Below are 15,972 nucleotides of genomic sequence, written 5' to 3' on the forward strand. Positions count from 1 at the left end.
TGCGGGCCCGACTCGCCCTGGCCGGGGAGCCTCCGGCCGGATGTTCCCCGGGCCGGATCCGCGCCGGGCGGATGCCGGCCCCGGGCTGGCCGGTCCCGTAGGACCCGCGCCCTCGCCGGACGCCCCCGCCCGACGCCCCCGCCGGACGTGCCCCGGGGCGGGCGGTCGACCCCACGTGGACGGTCGACCCCGGGAGCGAGCGGTCGACCCCGGGCCCGTACCGAATCGGCGCCCGCGCGCCCCTGAACGCCGCCCGGTGCCTCGCCCACCCCCCTGCTCCCGGGCGTGCGCGTCCGGCCGGCCGCCTCGCCTCCGGGCGCACCGAAGTGAAGTCACGTACGCCGTCGGCGGCCATGCGCGCCTGACGCCGTACGGGGGACAGGCCGCCGCCACCCGTACCCGATGCGCGGCCTTGTCCTGTGTGTCCGCGACACGCGGCGAGCCGATCTCCCGTGCTGGAAACGCCCGGAGGGAACCGCCTTCCCACCCTCCGTCAACTCCCCGGTCACCAGCGTCGAGTGTGCAGGTCAGCGGGCTCGGGCCGACCTCTCCCGTTCGGTCGTCCGTCCGACGACACCGGGCGCTGGAGTTACTTATATGCCCGGAATTGACGCTTATGGGTGCTTTACTCACCCGTCAGGGGCAGGTGTTCTTTTGGCTGGCTCCGGTGCGCGCGTGCGGGGTTTGTGCGGGCGCGTGCCGGACCACCGCTGGAGGGGAGAACGCGGGATGGGCTGGTGGGGGTGGCGGTCGCGAACCGCTGTGGTCGATCCGGGTGCGGGTCTTCGCCGTACCCGTTTCTGTCCCGTTCCCGGCGTGCCGGCCCGGTCCACTGGGCTGAGGAGCCCGGACCGCTGTGGCCGGCGCCCGCTCGTACCGCGCCGCCGTGATCCCGGCGGGCAGCGAACAGTACGGCGTTCCTACAGGTCACCCCGTCCGTGAATTCCCGGTCCGCCGCCGACCTCCGTCGGCGCGGACCCGGGCCGGGACGGCCGAACGCCTTGTCAGAAGAGGACCCCACGGGACCCGGTACCCCATCGCGGTGTGCCACAGCAGAATCCGGAAGGTACTGAATGACCATGATGGTTCGCCGCACCAGGCGGCAGAGAGGGCGGCCACGCCGCTCGCTCATCGGGTTGCTGTTCACGGCCTTGCTGATCGTGACCAGCGCCTTTGTGTCTCCGATCGTCACCGCACCGCAGTCGTACGCGGCGCCCGGTGACGCGTTCGATCCGGCCGATCCGACGGTCTTCGTCGCGCAGGAGATTCCGACTCGCCTCTACAAGGCGATCACAGATGCCTCCGGCAGTGTCACCTTCCAACCGGAAGGTGCGGTGGCCGCCATCACCTATAACGCCATCAGCTACAACACGGCGGACAACTATCTGTACGGCGTCGCCTTCGAAGGGAACGCCGCCATTCCGATCGGTTCGGTGGTCCGGATCGGCCAGGGCGGCACCGTCACCCGGGTGGGCACGTCCATCGTGCCGTCACGCATGACCTGGGGCGCCTTCGCGTCCGACGGCTTTCTCTACGTCGGGACGGCGACCTCCGCCACGGTCTACCGGATCAATCCCGCGAACGGTCAGTTCACGACTCTGACGCTGTCCGCCATCCCCAACGCCAGCGACTTCACCTTCGCCGACGGCTACCTCTGGGGCGCCACCAACGGCGACGGTCGGATCGTGCGCGTCAACATCCTCGGCGCGACCAAGACGGTCACCACCTTCCCGGCGCCGTTCCTGGGCCCCAGCACCGCGTACGGGGCGGCCTGGACGTTCGGCAACGGCAACATCGGGCTGTCCAACAACGACACCGGTCTGGTGACCCAGGTCAAGATCACGAACCCTGGGTCGGCGAACCCGGTCTTCGCCGCGGTCTCGACCTCGCCCGGCCCGGCGAGCAGCAACAACGACGGCGCGGCCTCGTCCGGTCTGCCGACCGATCTGTCGGTCGTGAAGGACGCGCCTGAGTTCATCAAGCCGGGTTCGCCGGTGACGTACACGCTGAAGGTGAAGAACAACGGTCCTGGCAACTCCAGTGGATACACGGTGAAGGACACCGTTCCGGCGCCGCTGACCAACGTGGCGAGTTCGACGCCGGGTTGTACGGTGTCGGGCAACACGGTGACCTGTGTCGGCGGACGTACGCTGGCGGGTGCCGAGAACACGATCACCATCACGGCGAACAGCCCGGCCACGATGACGGGGTGTGTCACCAACGCCGCCTCGGTTCTGGCCAATGAAGAGGACCCGGTTTCGGAGAACAACCAGTCCGAGGCGGAGATCTGCCCCGGGCAGCCGGGCCTGACCCTGGAGAAGACGGCCGATCCGACCACGGTGAACGCCGTCGGTGAGCGGGTTACGTACTCGTTCAAGCTGACCAACACCGGTAACGTCGCGCTGACGAACCCGGGTGTCAACGAGACCGACTTCTCGGGCAGCCCGTCGCCGACCGTTCAGTGCCCGGCGGGTCCGCTGGCCGTGGGTGGGTCGCTGACCTGCACCGCCGCCTACACGGTCACCCAGGCGGACCTGGACGCGGGTTCCATCGAGAACACCGCGACCGGGCAGGGGACCCCGCCCGGTGAGACCACTCCGACTGTTTCGGAGCCGGACACGGCTACGGTCGGCGTCGGCTCCGACCCGTCCCTGAAGGTCGTGAAGTCCGCGACCACCAGCGAGCCTGATGAATTGGTTCTGGGTGAGGAGATCACGTACAGCTTCGTGGTCACCAACACGGGCAATGTGACGCTGAAGGATGTGAAGGTTGAGGAGGGTGAGTTCACCGGTAGTGGTGAGCTGAGCCCGGTGACCTGTCCGGCTGGTGCTGCTTCTCTGGCGTCGGGTGCTTCGGTGACCTGTACGGCTACGTACACGGTGACGCAGGCTGATGTGGATGCCGGTGAGATCACCAACTCGGCGACGTCGACGGGTACTCCTCCGTCGGGTCCGCCGCCGGTTTCGCCTCCGTCCGAGGTGACGGTTCCGTCGGTGTCGGACCCGGCGCTGACGGTGACCAAGTCCGCCTCCACCGACAAGCTGGTGGCCGGTGAGGAGATCACGTACAGGTTCGTGGTCACCAATACCGGCAATGTGACGCTGAAGGATGTGAAGGTTGAGGAGGGTGAGTTCACCGGTAGTGGTGAGCTGAGCCCGGTGACCTGTCCGGCCGGCGCTGCCTCCATGCTCCCGGGTGCGTCGGTGACCTGTACGGCTACGTACACGGTGACGCAGGCGGATGTCGACAAGGGGTCGGTGAAGAACACCGCCACTTCGACGGGTACTCCTCCGTCTGGTCCGCCGCCGGTCTCGCCTCCGGCGGAGACCACGGTGACCACGGACGACAAGCCGGGTCTGAAGGTGGTGAAGTCCTCGTCCACCGACAAGATGGCGGTCGGTGACGAGATCACGTACGAGTTCGTGGTCACCAACACCGGTAACGTCACGCTGAGGGATGTGAAGGTTGAGGAGGGTGAGTTCAGCGGTAGTGGTGAGCTGAGCCCGGTGACCTGCCCGGCCGGTGCCGCGTCTATGGCTCCGGGTGCGTCGGTGACGTGTACGGCTACGTACACGGTGACGCAGGCCGACATCGACAAGGGTTCGGTGAAGAACACGGCCACGAGCACCGGCACCCCGCCCCGTGGTGAGCCGCCGGTCTCACCTCCGTCCGGGACCACGGTGAACGCGGACGACAAGCCCGGTATCTCCGTCGTCAAGTCCGCCACCAGCAGCGAGAAGGACAAGCTGGTCGTAGGCGAGGAGATCGACTACAGCTTCCTGGTCACCAACACCGGCAATGTGACGTTGAAGGATGTGAAGGTTGAGGAGGGTGAGTTCAGCGGTAGTGGTGAGCTGAGCCCGGTGACGTGCCCGGCTGGTGCCGCGTCTATGGCTCCGGGGGCTTCCTTCACGTGCACGGCGACGTACACGGTGACGCAGGCCGATGTCGACGCGGGTTCGATCAAGAACACCGCGACCGCGACCGGTACTCCTCCGTCCGGTCCGCCGCCGGTCTCGCCTCCCAGCGAGGCGGAGGTTCCGGGGACGCCCGAGCCCGCGCTGAAGGTCGTGAAGTCCGCGACCACCAGCGAGTCGGGCGAACTGGTTCTGGGTGAGGAGATCACGTACAGCTTCGTGGTCACCAACACGGGCAATGTGCCGTTGAAGGATGTGAAGGTTGAGGAGGGTGAGTTCACCGGTAGTGGTGAGCTGAGCCCGGTGACCTGCCCGGCCGGCGCTGCTTCTCTGGCTCCGGGCGCCTCGGTCACCTGCACCGCCACCTACACGGTCACCCAGGCTGATGTGGATGCCGGTGAGATCACCAACTCGGCGACGTCGACGGGTACGCCTCCGTCGGGTCCGCCTCCGGTTTCGCCTCCGTCCGAGGTGACGGTTCCGTCGGTGTCGGACCCGGCGCTGACGGTGACCAAGTCCGCCTCCACCGACAAGCTGGTGGCCGGTGAGGAGATCACGTACAGGTTCGTGGTCACCAATACCGGCAATGTGACCTTGAAGGATGTGAAGGTTGAGGAGGGTGAGTTCACCGGTAGTGGTGAGCTGAGCCCGGTGACCTGTCCGGCTGGTGCCAAGTCCATGGCTCCCGGTGCTTCGGTCATCTGTACGGCCACCTACAAGGTTACGCAGGCGGATGTCGACAAGGGGTCGGTGAAGAACACCGCCACCTCGACGGGTACTCCTCCGTCTGGTCCGCCGCCGGTCTCGCCTCCGGCGGAGACCACGGTGACCACCGAGGACAAGCCCGGTCTGAAAGTGGTGAAGTCTTCGTCCACCGACAAGCTGGTCGCTGGTGAGGAGATCACGTACAGGTTCGTGGTCACCAACACCGGCAATGTGACCTTGAAGGATGTGAAGGTCGACGAGGGCGAGTTCACCGGGTCCGGCGAGCTCAGCCCGGCGGTCTGTCCGGCGGGTGCCAAGTCCATGGCTCCGGGTGCGTCGGTGACCTGTGCGGCGACGTACAAGGTGACGCAGGCGGATGTCGACAAGGGTTCGATCAAGAACACGGCGACCAGCACGGGTACCCCGCCTCGGGGTGAGCCGCCGGTCTCGCCTCCGAGTGAGGTGGAGGTTCCGGGGGCCTCGGAGCCTGCGCTGACCGTGGTCAAGACGGGCAAGGCGGAGAAGCCCGGCAAGCTGGTGACCGGTGAGGAGATCACGTACAGCTTCCTGGTCACCAATACCGGTAACGTCACGTTGAAGGATGTGAAGGTTGAAGAGGGTGAGTTCACCGGTAGTGGTGAGCTGAGCCCGGTGACCTGCCCGGCCGGCGCTGCTTCTCTGGCTCCGGGGGCGTCGGTGACCTGTGCGGCGACGTACAAGGTAACGCAGGCCGATGTCGATGCGGGTTCGATCAAGAACTCCGCGACCGCGACCGGTACTCCTCCGTCCGGTCCGCCGCCGGTTTCGCCTCCGAGTGAGGTGGAGGTTCCGGGGACTCCGGAGCCCGCGCTGACCGTGGTCAAGACGGGCAAGGCGGAGAAGCCCGGCAAGCTGGTGACCGGTGAGGAGATCACGTACAGCTTCCTGGTCACCAATACCGGTAACGTCACGCTGAAGGATGTGAAGGTCGACGAGGGCGAGTTCACCGGTAGCGGCAAGCTGACCCCGGTGACCTGCCCGAGTGGTGCCAAGTCCTTGGCACCGAGTGCGTCGGTCACCTGCACCGCCACCTACAAGGTGACGCAGGCGGACGTCGACAAGGGTTCGATCAAGAACACCGCGACCGGTACCGGCACTCCTCCGTCTGGTCCGCCGCCGGTCTCTCCGCCGTCCACCGTGACCCTGCCCTCCGACGGCAAGGGCAGGATCGGTCTCACCAAGGGCGCCGAGGTGACGGACGCCAACAAGAACGGCCGGACCGACGCGGGTGACCGTATCGACTGGAAGTTCACCGTCGCCAACGAGGGTCCGCTGACCGTCACCGACATCAAGGTGGTCGACCCCACCGCCGGTGCGGTGACCTGCCCGAAGACCAGCCTGAAGCCCGGCGAGACGATGAAGTGCAGCGCCAAGCCGCACACCATCACCGCTGAGGAGGTCAGGCGCGGAAAGGTCGTGAACACCGCGACCGCCACCGGCAAGGCGGGCGGCGGCAACATCACCTCCCCCGAGGCCACCGCCACGGTCAAGGTCACACCCGGGACTCCCGGAACCCCCACCACCCCGGTCCACACCGACCAGCCGGGGACCCCCAAGCCGGCACCCACCGGCGTGCTCTCCAAGACCGGCACGACCGCGATCGTCGTGGCCTCCATCGCCGCGGGACTGCTGCTCGTGGGCGGCCTCGCCTTCGGCTTCAGCAAGCGCCAGCGCCGTCACCACTAACACCCCATAACCCCTGAGCGGGTGCTCATGGCAGCCGGCCATGAGCACCCGCTCACTCATGTTCAGGGGCAATCTCGGTTCTCCAAGGTGATGCCCAAGGCGTGAGCGTCCGGTGACGACTGCCGCGGGGACGGTGTCACCACGGTTGTGAGCACCCATCCGGACGGTTCGGACCGCATGGCCTGGACACTAGCTTCAAGTGACAGGGCTACGGACTGTCGAGGAGGGCGCCCTCTAGGGAAACGGCACGCTCCGGCGATGGGCAGCCCACTCCCGGGCGGCGGCAGTGAGGGCGGCCCGGTGTGGAAGCGGGCGAGTCCGTTCCCAGTTCTCCCACGCTGCGTAGACGGTTCTTGCGAAGGCCGTGACGGTGTCGGAGTCGGCGTCGCGGTACGCGGGAACCTGCCGGGCGATCTTCTCGGCCTGTTCCGGTGTGTGCCCGGCGGAGATCAGCCGGGGGACGGTGAGGGCAGCATCTGCCCAGGACGGAGCAGGACAGGCCAGGGCCCAGTCCAGTAGCAGCAGCTCATCTGCGGAGGTCATGAGCATGTTGTGCAGAGACACATCCGTGTGGGCGAGCCCTTGGCCCTGGAAGCCGGACGGCACATGCGTCGGCAGAAACTCCGCCCACCGCGTGTGGAGCGGCTTCTTGCGCAGAGCCTCGGGCCAGTGCACCTCGGACATGATGGTGAGCGTGCGTACGAGGGGACCGATATCCCCGGAGCCAGGAGTAAGTTGCGGGTGGAATCCCTCGATGAACTCGTACCCGCAGAGCAGCCATCCGCCGGCATCGACCTCCCACAGCACATGGGGTGCGTGCGGCGCCAGTCGTGTGACCTGCACCTCATGGCGGTACACCCACGCTTGAGGGTCGTTCAGGGGTGTGCCCTTGACGAACGCCCGTCCGCCCCGTGCGTGGATGGTGCAGGCGAGTCGGGACATGACACCGTGCGGTGCGGTCCTAGCGGCTTCGACAGGGCCCGTGTGTCTCTCGACAGCGCTCCGGGCCGCCGCTGGTAGGTCGTGCCATCCGATGCGGTCCACCCGCCTGCTCCTGAATTGGTCGAACGAGACTGGAACCGGCGCTCGGCCCGGCCACAGCGTGGCACAGACCGAGGGCCGACAGGGGAACCGTCAGGGATGGTTCGGGCTGTCCGAGCAGTTCGCGTGGCACTGTGAGCACTGCACAAGGTCGAGTTCGGGCCAGAACTCCATGTCGATCTCGTACCCGGCGCAGGTGATCGCGTCGACGGTACGGGCGCGTAGCTCCTTGCCGCCGCCGTGCTCCTCAGTGTCGAGATAGCCAGGCTGGTGGTCGAGGAACCGGCTGAAGTGCTCGTCGCAGAAGTCCCGGTACGCCTTGGTGTGGAGCAGGAAGGCGTGCCAGAAGTCGTCCACCAGCGGCGAGGGACTGAGCGGCTTCTCGCTGTAGGCGCACGCTGCGAGGAAGGCGAGCATCTGACCGACGCCGCGGTCGGCCCTCTCCTCGGTCAGCTGCGAGAACTTGGCGCGCATGTTGTCGACCAAAGTCTCGCGCAGTCCCGCGTTGATCAGCGTCCGTGCGTCGATCGCGGTGCGCTTCTGTGCGGTGGTCACGTTCTGTGCCTCCTTGTGTTTGGGTGGTACTTCGGACGCGGTGGTGGGCACCGCGGCGGCCCCGGTTGACGGCCTCAGCCGCGGTGGAGTTCCCGACCTGAGGGCGCACGGAGCGTCCGGGCGGGCGGAGCCTTATGCCGCTTCCGGGGCGGCGTCGGGGACGGTCAGTGCCGGGCCATCGGCTTGCGGGCCGTCGAGGCCAGTGCCGACGAGCATCCCGATACAGGTGAAACCGGTCGCTGTGCCGGTGGCCCAGAGCAGGCTGAGGAAGAACCCGACAGGATCGGAGAAGCGCCGCATGCGAGTGGACGCGTGGCGGGCGCTCACAGCTTGCCCTTGCGTGACGCGTCGCTCAGTTCGCGGAGGTGCCCAACCTGGTCGGCGTACAGCACCAGTTGCGCTGGATCGAGCACGAGCAGGGATTCGCTGGTCTCGCCGTCTTCGTAGTGGACGGTGACAGGTAGCCCGCCCTGCTTCGCGCGCTGGTCGTACATCATGTCTTGCTTCTGCGGAGTGATGTGTGTGACCTGAGAGGGGACAGGGCGCAGGGTTGTTCCGTCCTGTGGAGCGGACCATTCGCCGCCGCCCCCCGGCAGCACGAGGCCGTAAGTCCGTCTGCCATCGCCGGGCAGAGCCACGACGACGCCGATCGCGCCCTTGGTGGTGTCCCGAACAAGGTCGCCGAGTCGGGGACAGAATGGAGCGGCGGTCCCTAACTCGCCGCCCTGTGTAGGGAGATGGGGGTTTCCTCGTCGAGTCATGCCCCTGACGCTAAGAGTGCGCAAGGGGCCGAATATGAATCAGAGGAATACGACCCTCATCCGTCGAGGTGGAACCGGTCTGACATGCGGCGCAGCTTTTCGCGGGTTGCGGACCGTTCGGCGTGGACGATACTCCGCAGGGTAGAACGGGCCATGGGGTGGTTGCGCACCAGCTGAGGGGCGATGCGCTCAGCGGTCTCCAGTTCGGCGAGTGCCTTGTCGCGGTTTCCGTGCCACAGCCAGGCCCGGGCGAGGTCCATGCGATGGTGTCCTTGCCGGGAGTTGGGCAGGGCGGCGACCAGTTCGGGACTCGTACGACGGTTTACTGCGAGCGCTCGTGTCTGGTCGCCGCATTCCAACGCGACGCTGATTGCGTGAATCTGCACATTGCCCGGTGAGAACGTCACTGAATGCCGATCGTAGACCGGCGGGCCCTGATGGTTGGTCATGCGCTCGGCGGCGGCGCGGGCGCGCACGATGCGGTCCTCGGACTCCGATGGTCGTCCCGCGCGGGCGGCCGACACCGCAGCGCGCAGCTGCAGAGATCCCCACATCCGGATGGCAAGGGGGTCGCCGTGGTCATAGTCGTCTTGGATGCTGCCCAGGGCTTTGTCGGACAGAGACAAGGAGTCGTTCCAGTCGGCGGTTGCCCACATGTCCCAAATGCGCATCCAATCGGCGAGTGCAGGCATGACGGGGTCACCGGACAGGCGGGCGGACCATGCCGCGCGCTCTGCGGCCATGGTGATCAGTTCGGCGTGCCCGAGGGCATGGGCGGCCGTGTGGGCGAACTTGCAGGCGACGGCGTAGGTGGCGTATGCCTCTTCGCGTTCGTGGCCGCTGGAGACCTCGGCGAGGGCTCGGGCCTCGCGCAGCAGGTCCGGCAGCACACGCAGAATGGCCACGTAGGCGGCGGCGTCTCGTAGGCGGTGCAGCCTGGTCATGTCGCGCCATAGTCCGCTGGATAGCCGGGGGGTGCCCTCGAATACCGGCGTGAGGTCGTAGCGGCGTAGTTCACGCAAGATGGACGCGGCGGCGACTTGCCACTGGTTGTCAGCCGGGCTGCTGGTGTACGGGCGCCCGATCAGGTCGTTGGGATGAACGTGCAGCTCAGCCGCGATGGTGCTGAGCAGGCCGACGCGGTCGATCTCGATTTGTCCGCGTTCCATCTTGGACACCCACCCCTGAGACTTCCCCAGGGCGGCGGCTAGGTCCGCCTGTGGCATGCCCAGGCGCAAGCGCGCGCGCCGAACACGCCGGCCGATTTCCTCTGTTTCTTCCAGCATGCGCGAGGGCTCCATCCGTTCGGGCTCTTTCACGAACGGTACCCATGAGGCACCGTGAGCGTCCTCTACGGCGGCAGAACGACGGAACGCCTCCCGGTGCTTCCGCGTGTGGCCGTACGGGGTGCGTGAGTGGGTCACCTGGTGTGGTGACTGCCTCCATCTGAGTTGGGCGGACCGCGGCCGGGACAACCCCAGTGAGGTCGATCAGGGCGCCAGAGGCCGGCAGGGGCCACCGCCGGTTTTCGAGTTCGTCGAAGCGGCCTTCGAGTTCGTCGAGGTGCACTTCGGTTTGGTCGCTCCGCTGGGCAAGCAAGGCGAGTGCGCCATCGCTCGGCCCGGACCTCTCCCGGCCCGGTGGCCTCCCGACACGCCGTGCTTGACCTTCACACCGTGTGAGGTCGTGGACTGGCCGCCCCGACCCATCGCACCGAGAGAAGGTCCGCCATGGCCACCCCGTACACCGGATCCGGCCCCTACTGCTACGCCAATTCCCTGGTGATGGTCCTCGGGCCCGACGCGCCCGCGCCCGTCGTCGTCGAGGTGCTGACCGGCTCGCCGTACGGAGTCCAGCTGATCGGCGGGGCGCTGCCGATGTTCGATCCGTACGGCTGGGATCCGGAGCTGGGACTGGACGCCGCCGCCGGACTGCTCGGTTTCCGCTGTACCCGCGCGGCCGGTGGTACGCCCGATGAGGCCCTGGCCCGGCTGCGGACGGCGGCGGCGCGGGGGCCCGTTCTGGTCGGGCCGGTGGATCTGGGGCTGCTGCTCTACCGGCCCGGCACTCCGGGGCCCGGGGGCGGTGACCACTATGTGGCGGTGCTCGCGGTCGAGGGTGACACCGTGCTGCTGCACGATCCGGAGGGGCATCCGTACGCGACGCTTCCGGTCGCCGCCTTCCTGGAGGCGTGGCGGGCGGACTCGGTGACGTACACGGACACGCCGTACGTGATGCGGACCGACTTCGTCCGGGAGGAGAAGGTCACCGAGACCGAGGCCCTGCGGCGCTCCCTTCCGGAGGCCGTCCGGTGGTTGTCCGGCCGCCAGGACCTCCCGGTGCCGCCCGGCACGCTCGGCGGAGCCGCCGCGGTCGAGGGCCTCGCCGCGCTGGTCTCCCGGGGGCTCGACCCGGATGCCCGGGAACTGCTGGGCGACTTCGCGATCCGGGTCGGGGCCCGCCGGCTGAACGACGCGGCCCGCGGTCTGGCCCGGCTGGGCCTGTGGGAGCCCGCCGCAGTCGCGGCCGGACAGGCCCGGGCCCTCGGCGCACTCCAGGGTCCGCTGGTGACCGGGGACGACCGGGCACTGGTCGCCGGTCTGCGGCGGCTGGCGCCCGGATACGAGCGGTGGCGTACGTCGCTCACCGAGGCGCTGGGCACCGGCGCGCCGGTCACGGGGGAGTCCGCGGCGCCGGTCACGGGCGGGCGCGCCAGGCAGGTCGGCGAGACCTCCGGTCAGCGGGACCGGGGCGCCGGAACCCCGGAGCTGACCGGGCCCCGGGGAGAGGGCGGGGCCTTCGGGTGACTTTGTCCCAACGGCGCCTCCCCGTACGCTCCTTCCTCATCTGTCACGAAGGGGAAACCGTTCGCATGGAGCAGGGCGTGACAGGAAACTGTCTCGTCTGCACACCCCGCCGCAGCAGGGTGGCCGAACGGATCGGGAGGAACACTTGGACGATGCCGAGGACCGACGCCTGGGGGCCATCGCCCCGGACATCTCACGGATTTCGGTCAGCCTGCTCCGAAGAGTCGTCGGCCTGTATCCCGAGGAGCGCATTCCGGAGGAGGCCCTCCGGACTGCCGACGAGGTCCTGGCGGAGTACGGCACGGACGGACTGCGGGTGCTGGTGATGAGCCTGACGGGGTGGGCGGCGGTCGAGATCGAGAAGGACGCCGATACGAGCGGCCGTACGGTGGAGGCGCTGCTGGACGACATGGACCTGACCCGTCTGGAGACGAACCCGGACGGCTGACGGGGCGGGCGCGTCGCCGCCGGGGCCGATGCCGTTGTCGGTGCCGGATGGATCGGTCGCGGTCCTGAGCCCGCGGTTCTTGATCCCCCGCGGCCCTGGGCCACGCGGGTTTGAGCCCACCGGGGGCGGGCCGGCGCCGCCGGGTCGGCGGGGCCAGGGCCGGGGCCGGGGCCGGGCGAACGGAGCCTGCCCCACCGCCTCACCGCACCGGCGGCCCGATGGCCGCTCAGCCGCGAGGAACCGGGCCGCCGCGAGGAGCCCGTCAGGCCCCGAGGTGCCGCCCGAGGAGCCCAGCCGCCCCGAGGAACCCGCCCCAAGAAGCCCGTCAGCCGCGAGGTGCCCGTCCGCGCCCGAGCAGGGTCACGACGACGAGAGCGCCGAGTACGAGCAGCCCGGCGGCGACCGTGAGCGCGAAGGAGAAACCTTCCGTCGCGGCCCGCAGCGGATCGGCCGAGCCGGCCGGGTCGTCTCCGCGGCGCGCGGCCAGGGTGACGAGGACAGCCAGCCCCACCGCGCCGCCGACCTGCTGGACGGAGGTGAGGAAGGCGGAGCCGAGACCCGCGTTCTCCTCATTGGTGTCCGTGACCGCGGCCACCGCCAGCGCGGGGTGGCTCAGACCGCATCCGAGGCTGGTGACGAGCATGCCGGGCAGCACCCCGGACACATAGGCGTCGCCCGGAGCCACACCGGAGAGCAGCAGCAGCCCGGCCGCGCTGATCAGGAGCCCCAGCACGAGTGCGGGGCGCAAACCGAGCCTGATCAGCGCACGCGAGGAGAGCCACATGCCGGCGAGGATCCCGGCGCCGAAGGGCAGATAGGCGAAGCCCGTCTTGAGGGGGTCGTAGCCGAGCACGGTCTGCAGATGGATCATCAGGAGGAAGGCCATCGCGTAGAAGGCGGCGGAGAACAGCAGGCTCGTACCGTTGGCGACCGCGCGGATCCGGGAGGCCAGGAACGACAGCGGCACCAGGGGCTCGGCCGTCCGTGTCTCGACCACGAGGAACGCGACGGCCAGGACGGCTGCGAGGATCAGCGGCCCCACGACGGCGGTGTCACCCCAGCCCGTCCCCTCGGCCTGGAGCAGGCCGTAGACGAGCGAGATCACGGCACCGGTGCCGAGGACCGCGCCCGGTACGTCCAGCCGGGCCCGGTGGGGGGACCGGCTCTCGCCGACCAGGCGCGGGAGCAGCACCAGCGCCAGAGCGGCCACGGGCAGATTGATCAGGAAGATCCACCGCCAGGACGTGAGGTCGGTGAGCGCACCGGAGATCACCACGCCCATCGTGCCGCCCAGGCCCGCGATCCCGCCCCAGATGCCGAGCGCCTTGGCGCGCTCCTCGGTACCGGGATACAGCAGCGTGATCAGGGACAGCGCCGCCGGGCTGGCCATGGCCGAGCCCGCGCCCTGGGCGAACCTCCCGGCCACGAGCTGCCAGGGCTCCTGGGCGAGCCCGCAGGCGAGGCTGGCCACGCCGAACACCGCCACGCCGGTGAGGAAGACACGGCGGCGGCCCAGGAGATCGGCCATCCGGCCGAAGAGCAGCAGCAGTCCGCCGAAGGCGAGGAAGTACGCGTTGACGACCCAGGCCAGGCCCGCGGTGCCGAAGCCGAGCTCGTCACGGATGCTCGGCAGGGCCACGTTCACCACGGTGTCGTCGAGGACGAGCATGAACTGCACCAGACAGAGCACGACCAGCACGGGGCCGCGCCGGCCGGTGGCGGCGGCGAGCGTCGCGGGCGGCGCTGTCATGACGGCCGTCCCGTCGTGGCGGCGGTCGGCATGGGCAGGTTCGGGTGGCGCCCGGGGCGCAGATGGTTGAACGGCATACGACGACGCTAGGCAGCGCCGGGTTTGGCCACAATCGGCTATGGGGCCATGTTGTATCGCGTTGGGGACATGGGCTCCGCACAGGACCTGGTCGGGCGACCGGGCAAACCGGGCTTCCAGGAATCGGGCGGGCCGCTCGGGGTGGCCGGCGGAACGGGCCCGGCGCACGCGGAAGGGCCGTGGCTCCGCCCCCGAGCGGGGGAGGGGAGCCACGGCCCTCCTGACGTCCTACGGGTACGGCTTCAGGTCACCCGTACCGAGCGCCGTACCGAGCGGGGGTCAGAGCACCCGTACCGCGCCGGTCGCCGGGTAGCCCGACAGATCCTGGATGACGACGCCCTTGCGGGGGTTGGCCGCGTCCAGGTACTTGCCGTCGCCGATGTAGACACCCGTGTGCCACGCGCTGCCCGCGCTGCCCCAGTAGAGGATGTCGCCGACCTGGAGGTTGGACGTACCGACCTGGCGTCCGGCCGTCGACTGGTCCTGCGAGACCCGGGGGAGGTCGATGCCGACCTGGCGGAACGCGGCCTGGACCAGGCTGGAGCAGTCCCATGAGTTGGGGCCGGTCGCACCCATGACATAGGCGTCGCCGACCTGCGCCTTGAGGAAGGCGATCACGGTCCCGACGGAGCCGGACGGCGTGGAGGAGGAAGAGGAGGGCTTCGACGAGGTGCCGGCGGTGGTCGCCGAGAGCGCGGTGCGCTCGGCCGTACGGGAGGCACGCTCCTGGGCGGCGGCCCGCTTCTTCGCCTCGGCCTTGGCCGCCTCCTCCTTGCGGACCGCCTCGGCCTTGGCCTTCTTGGCGGCCTGCGACGCCTTCACGGCGGCGGCGTCCTCCTGGGCCTGCAACTCCTGGTCCAGGACGATCTGCTGGGTGGCCTGCGCGGACTGCGCGACGGCCTCGGAGAGACCGGCCACATTGAGCGCGGGCATCTCGATGGTCTCGGTCACCGGGTCGGCGCTCGCCGGCCCGGCCGCACCGGCCACGGCGATGGTGCTGAGGACGCCACCGGCAACCCCGGCCCGGAGCGCGATGGTGGAGGCGCTCCGCTGACGGGGCTTCCGGTGGCTGGGTATGTGAGCGGTGAGGGACATGGGTACACCGTTATCAGTCGTACATAGTTCCCATCAAGAAACGTGGGTTGCGCCACAGTTACGACCGGAATCTCTCAATCCACTTCCGATGGGCCTTTATTGACGCCGTAACGGGCAATACGGACACTCTTGATCGCGCTCATGAGCACGAGCTTTCGTGAAAAGGTCCGAATTGCCTGACGCCTACCACCCGTGCGTACGGTTGGCCAAGCCCGCTTTCGTCGGGGCCCGTTAGGGGTGATGCAGGTCACATTGCCGTCATCGGTGGGACTGGTTTCAGTCATTACCGTCCCGCTGGGCTCCACGGCGAACGTTCCGAGCGCTGCCGCTCCTCTTCCGCGGAGCCGGTGCCGCGCCCTCCGCCGGGCGGCGGCCGAGCGTCCCCGCCGCCCCGGTTCCGCGGGTCCCGCCGACCCTGCCGGCCCAGGCCGGGGGGCCTCGGAGGGGCGGCGCCGATGAGTGCCCCCGGAGGATTCTCGGCCGCAGTGGCCGGGATAGGGCGCTGACCGGCCACCGGAACGCCGGGCCGGAGGCCCGAGGCTCCTGAAGGACTCTCGGCCGCGGTGGCTGGATACGGCGCCGCCGCCCCGCCGCCGGACGCTGGACCGACGACCGACGACCGACGACCGACGACCGACGACCGACGACCGACGACCGGCGACCGGGGAGCGACGGCGGAGTTCAGGGGAGTCGGCCTCCCTGGTGTACGGCGCACAGCGCGGGGAGCCGAAGGCCGGTCCCGGGCCGGCGGGCGGCTCCCCGGCCGACTTTGCCCACGGCGGTGACGGTCGGCCTCCACCCGGTCGCGGACCGTCGCTGGGCTCGGCGAGGCGCCCCGCAACGGCGATGCCCCCTAGTAATAAGGGGAGTGCTCGGATGTCGCCCGAGTCTGCGAGGCGGCCCCCGGGCGGCGCGAGGCGTCCCCGGGCAACCCGGGGGAATGCCGAGGGGCATCCGAAGACGGCCCCGGGGGTTGCCCGGGGGGCGCCCGCCGGGAACCCGGGGTCCGATCGGTCCATGGCCCAGGGGCGGGCGCGGGCCCTTCCGGGCGGTGTGCCGCTGTCCCCCTTATAGGGCCGCGGATTTGCCG

At 69.2% G+C, this 15,972-nt stretch carries 8 protein-coding genes and 1 pseudogene; 3 read left to right on the plus strand and 6 right to left on the minus strand.

From position 1 onward, the window contains the following. The first annotated feature begins 1,073 nt into the window (after positions 1–1,073). A complete protein-coding gene (locus ACIBCM_RS18810; RefSeq protein ID WP_399244565.1) occupies positions 1,074–6,347 on the plus strand; it encodes a DUF6923 family protein in 5,274 nt (1,757 codons plus the stop codon). Between the two features lie 234 nt (positions 6,348–6,581). Here ACIBCM_RS18810 and ACIBCM_RS18815 read toward each other — a convergent pair whose 3' ends face one another. The 4 genes from ACIBCM_RS18815 to ACIBCM_RS18830 form a co-directional block, all read right to left on the minus strand. Beyond that, positions 6,582–7,289, minus strand: coding sequence for a hypothetical protein (locus ACIBCM_RS18815; RefSeq protein WP_399244568.1), 708 nt, complete (start codon positions 7,287–7,289; stop codon positions 6,582–6,584). Between the two features lie 192 nt (positions 7,290–7,481). Next, the gene (locus ACIBCM_RS18820; RefSeq protein WP_399244570.1) at positions 7,482–7,943 is read right to left on the minus strand and encodes a glycine-rich domain-containing protein; all 462 of its coding nucleotides are present in this window, start codon (positions 7,941–7,943) and stop codon (positions 7,482–7,484) included. A gap of 323 nt (positions 7,944–8,266) precedes the next feature. Continuing rightward, complete coding sequence (locus ACIBCM_RS18825) at positions 8,267–8,440, minus strand: hypothetical protein (protein WP_399244572.1); 174 nt, start codon at positions 8,438–8,440, stop codon at positions 8,267–8,269. Between the two features lie 320 nt (positions 8,441–8,760). After that, on the minus strand, positions 8,761–9,990 hold the full coding sequence (locus ACIBCM_RS18830) for a helix-turn-helix domain-containing protein (protein WP_399244574.1): 1,230 nt from the start codon (positions 9,988–9,990) through the stop codon (positions 8,761–8,763). 444 nt (positions 9,991–10,434) lie between these two features. Between ACIBCM_RS18830 and ACIBCM_RS18835 the strand changes: the two are divergent. Further along, a pseudogene (locus ACIBCM_RS18835) lies at positions 10,435–11,358 on the plus strand (hypothetical protein); the annotation flags it as partial. Between the two features lie 298 nt (positions 11,359–11,656). Continuing rightward, positions 11,657–11,959, plus strand: a complete 303-nt coding sequence (locus tag ACIBCM_RS18840; protein WP_399244576.1) for a hypothetical protein — start codon at positions 11,657–11,659, stop codon at positions 11,957–11,959. Positions 11,960–12,284: 325 nt separating this feature from the next. Here ACIBCM_RS18840 and ACIBCM_RS18845 read toward each other — a convergent pair whose 3' ends face one another. Then, positions 12,285–13,709 carry an MFS transporter gene (locus ACIBCM_RS18845; RefSeq protein WP_399244578.1) on the minus strand — a complete coding sequence of 475 codons (1,425 nt, stop codon included), beginning with the start codon at positions 13,707–13,709 and terminating at the stop codon, positions 12,285–12,287. Between the two features lie 357 nt (positions 13,710–14,066). Continuing rightward, positions 14,067–14,882 carry a C40 family peptidase gene (locus ACIBCM_RS18850; RefSeq protein WP_399244580.1) on the minus strand — a complete coding sequence of 272 codons (816 nt, stop codon included), beginning with the start codon at positions 14,880–14,882 and terminating at the stop codon, positions 14,067–14,069. Positions 14,883–15,972: the final 1,090 nt, after the last annotated feature.

Origin of the sequence: Streptomyces sp. NPDC051018, from assembly GCF_044456085.1 — a bacterium.
Lineage (GTDB): Bacteria > Actinomycetota > Actinomycetes > Streptomycetales > Streptomycetaceae > Streptomyces.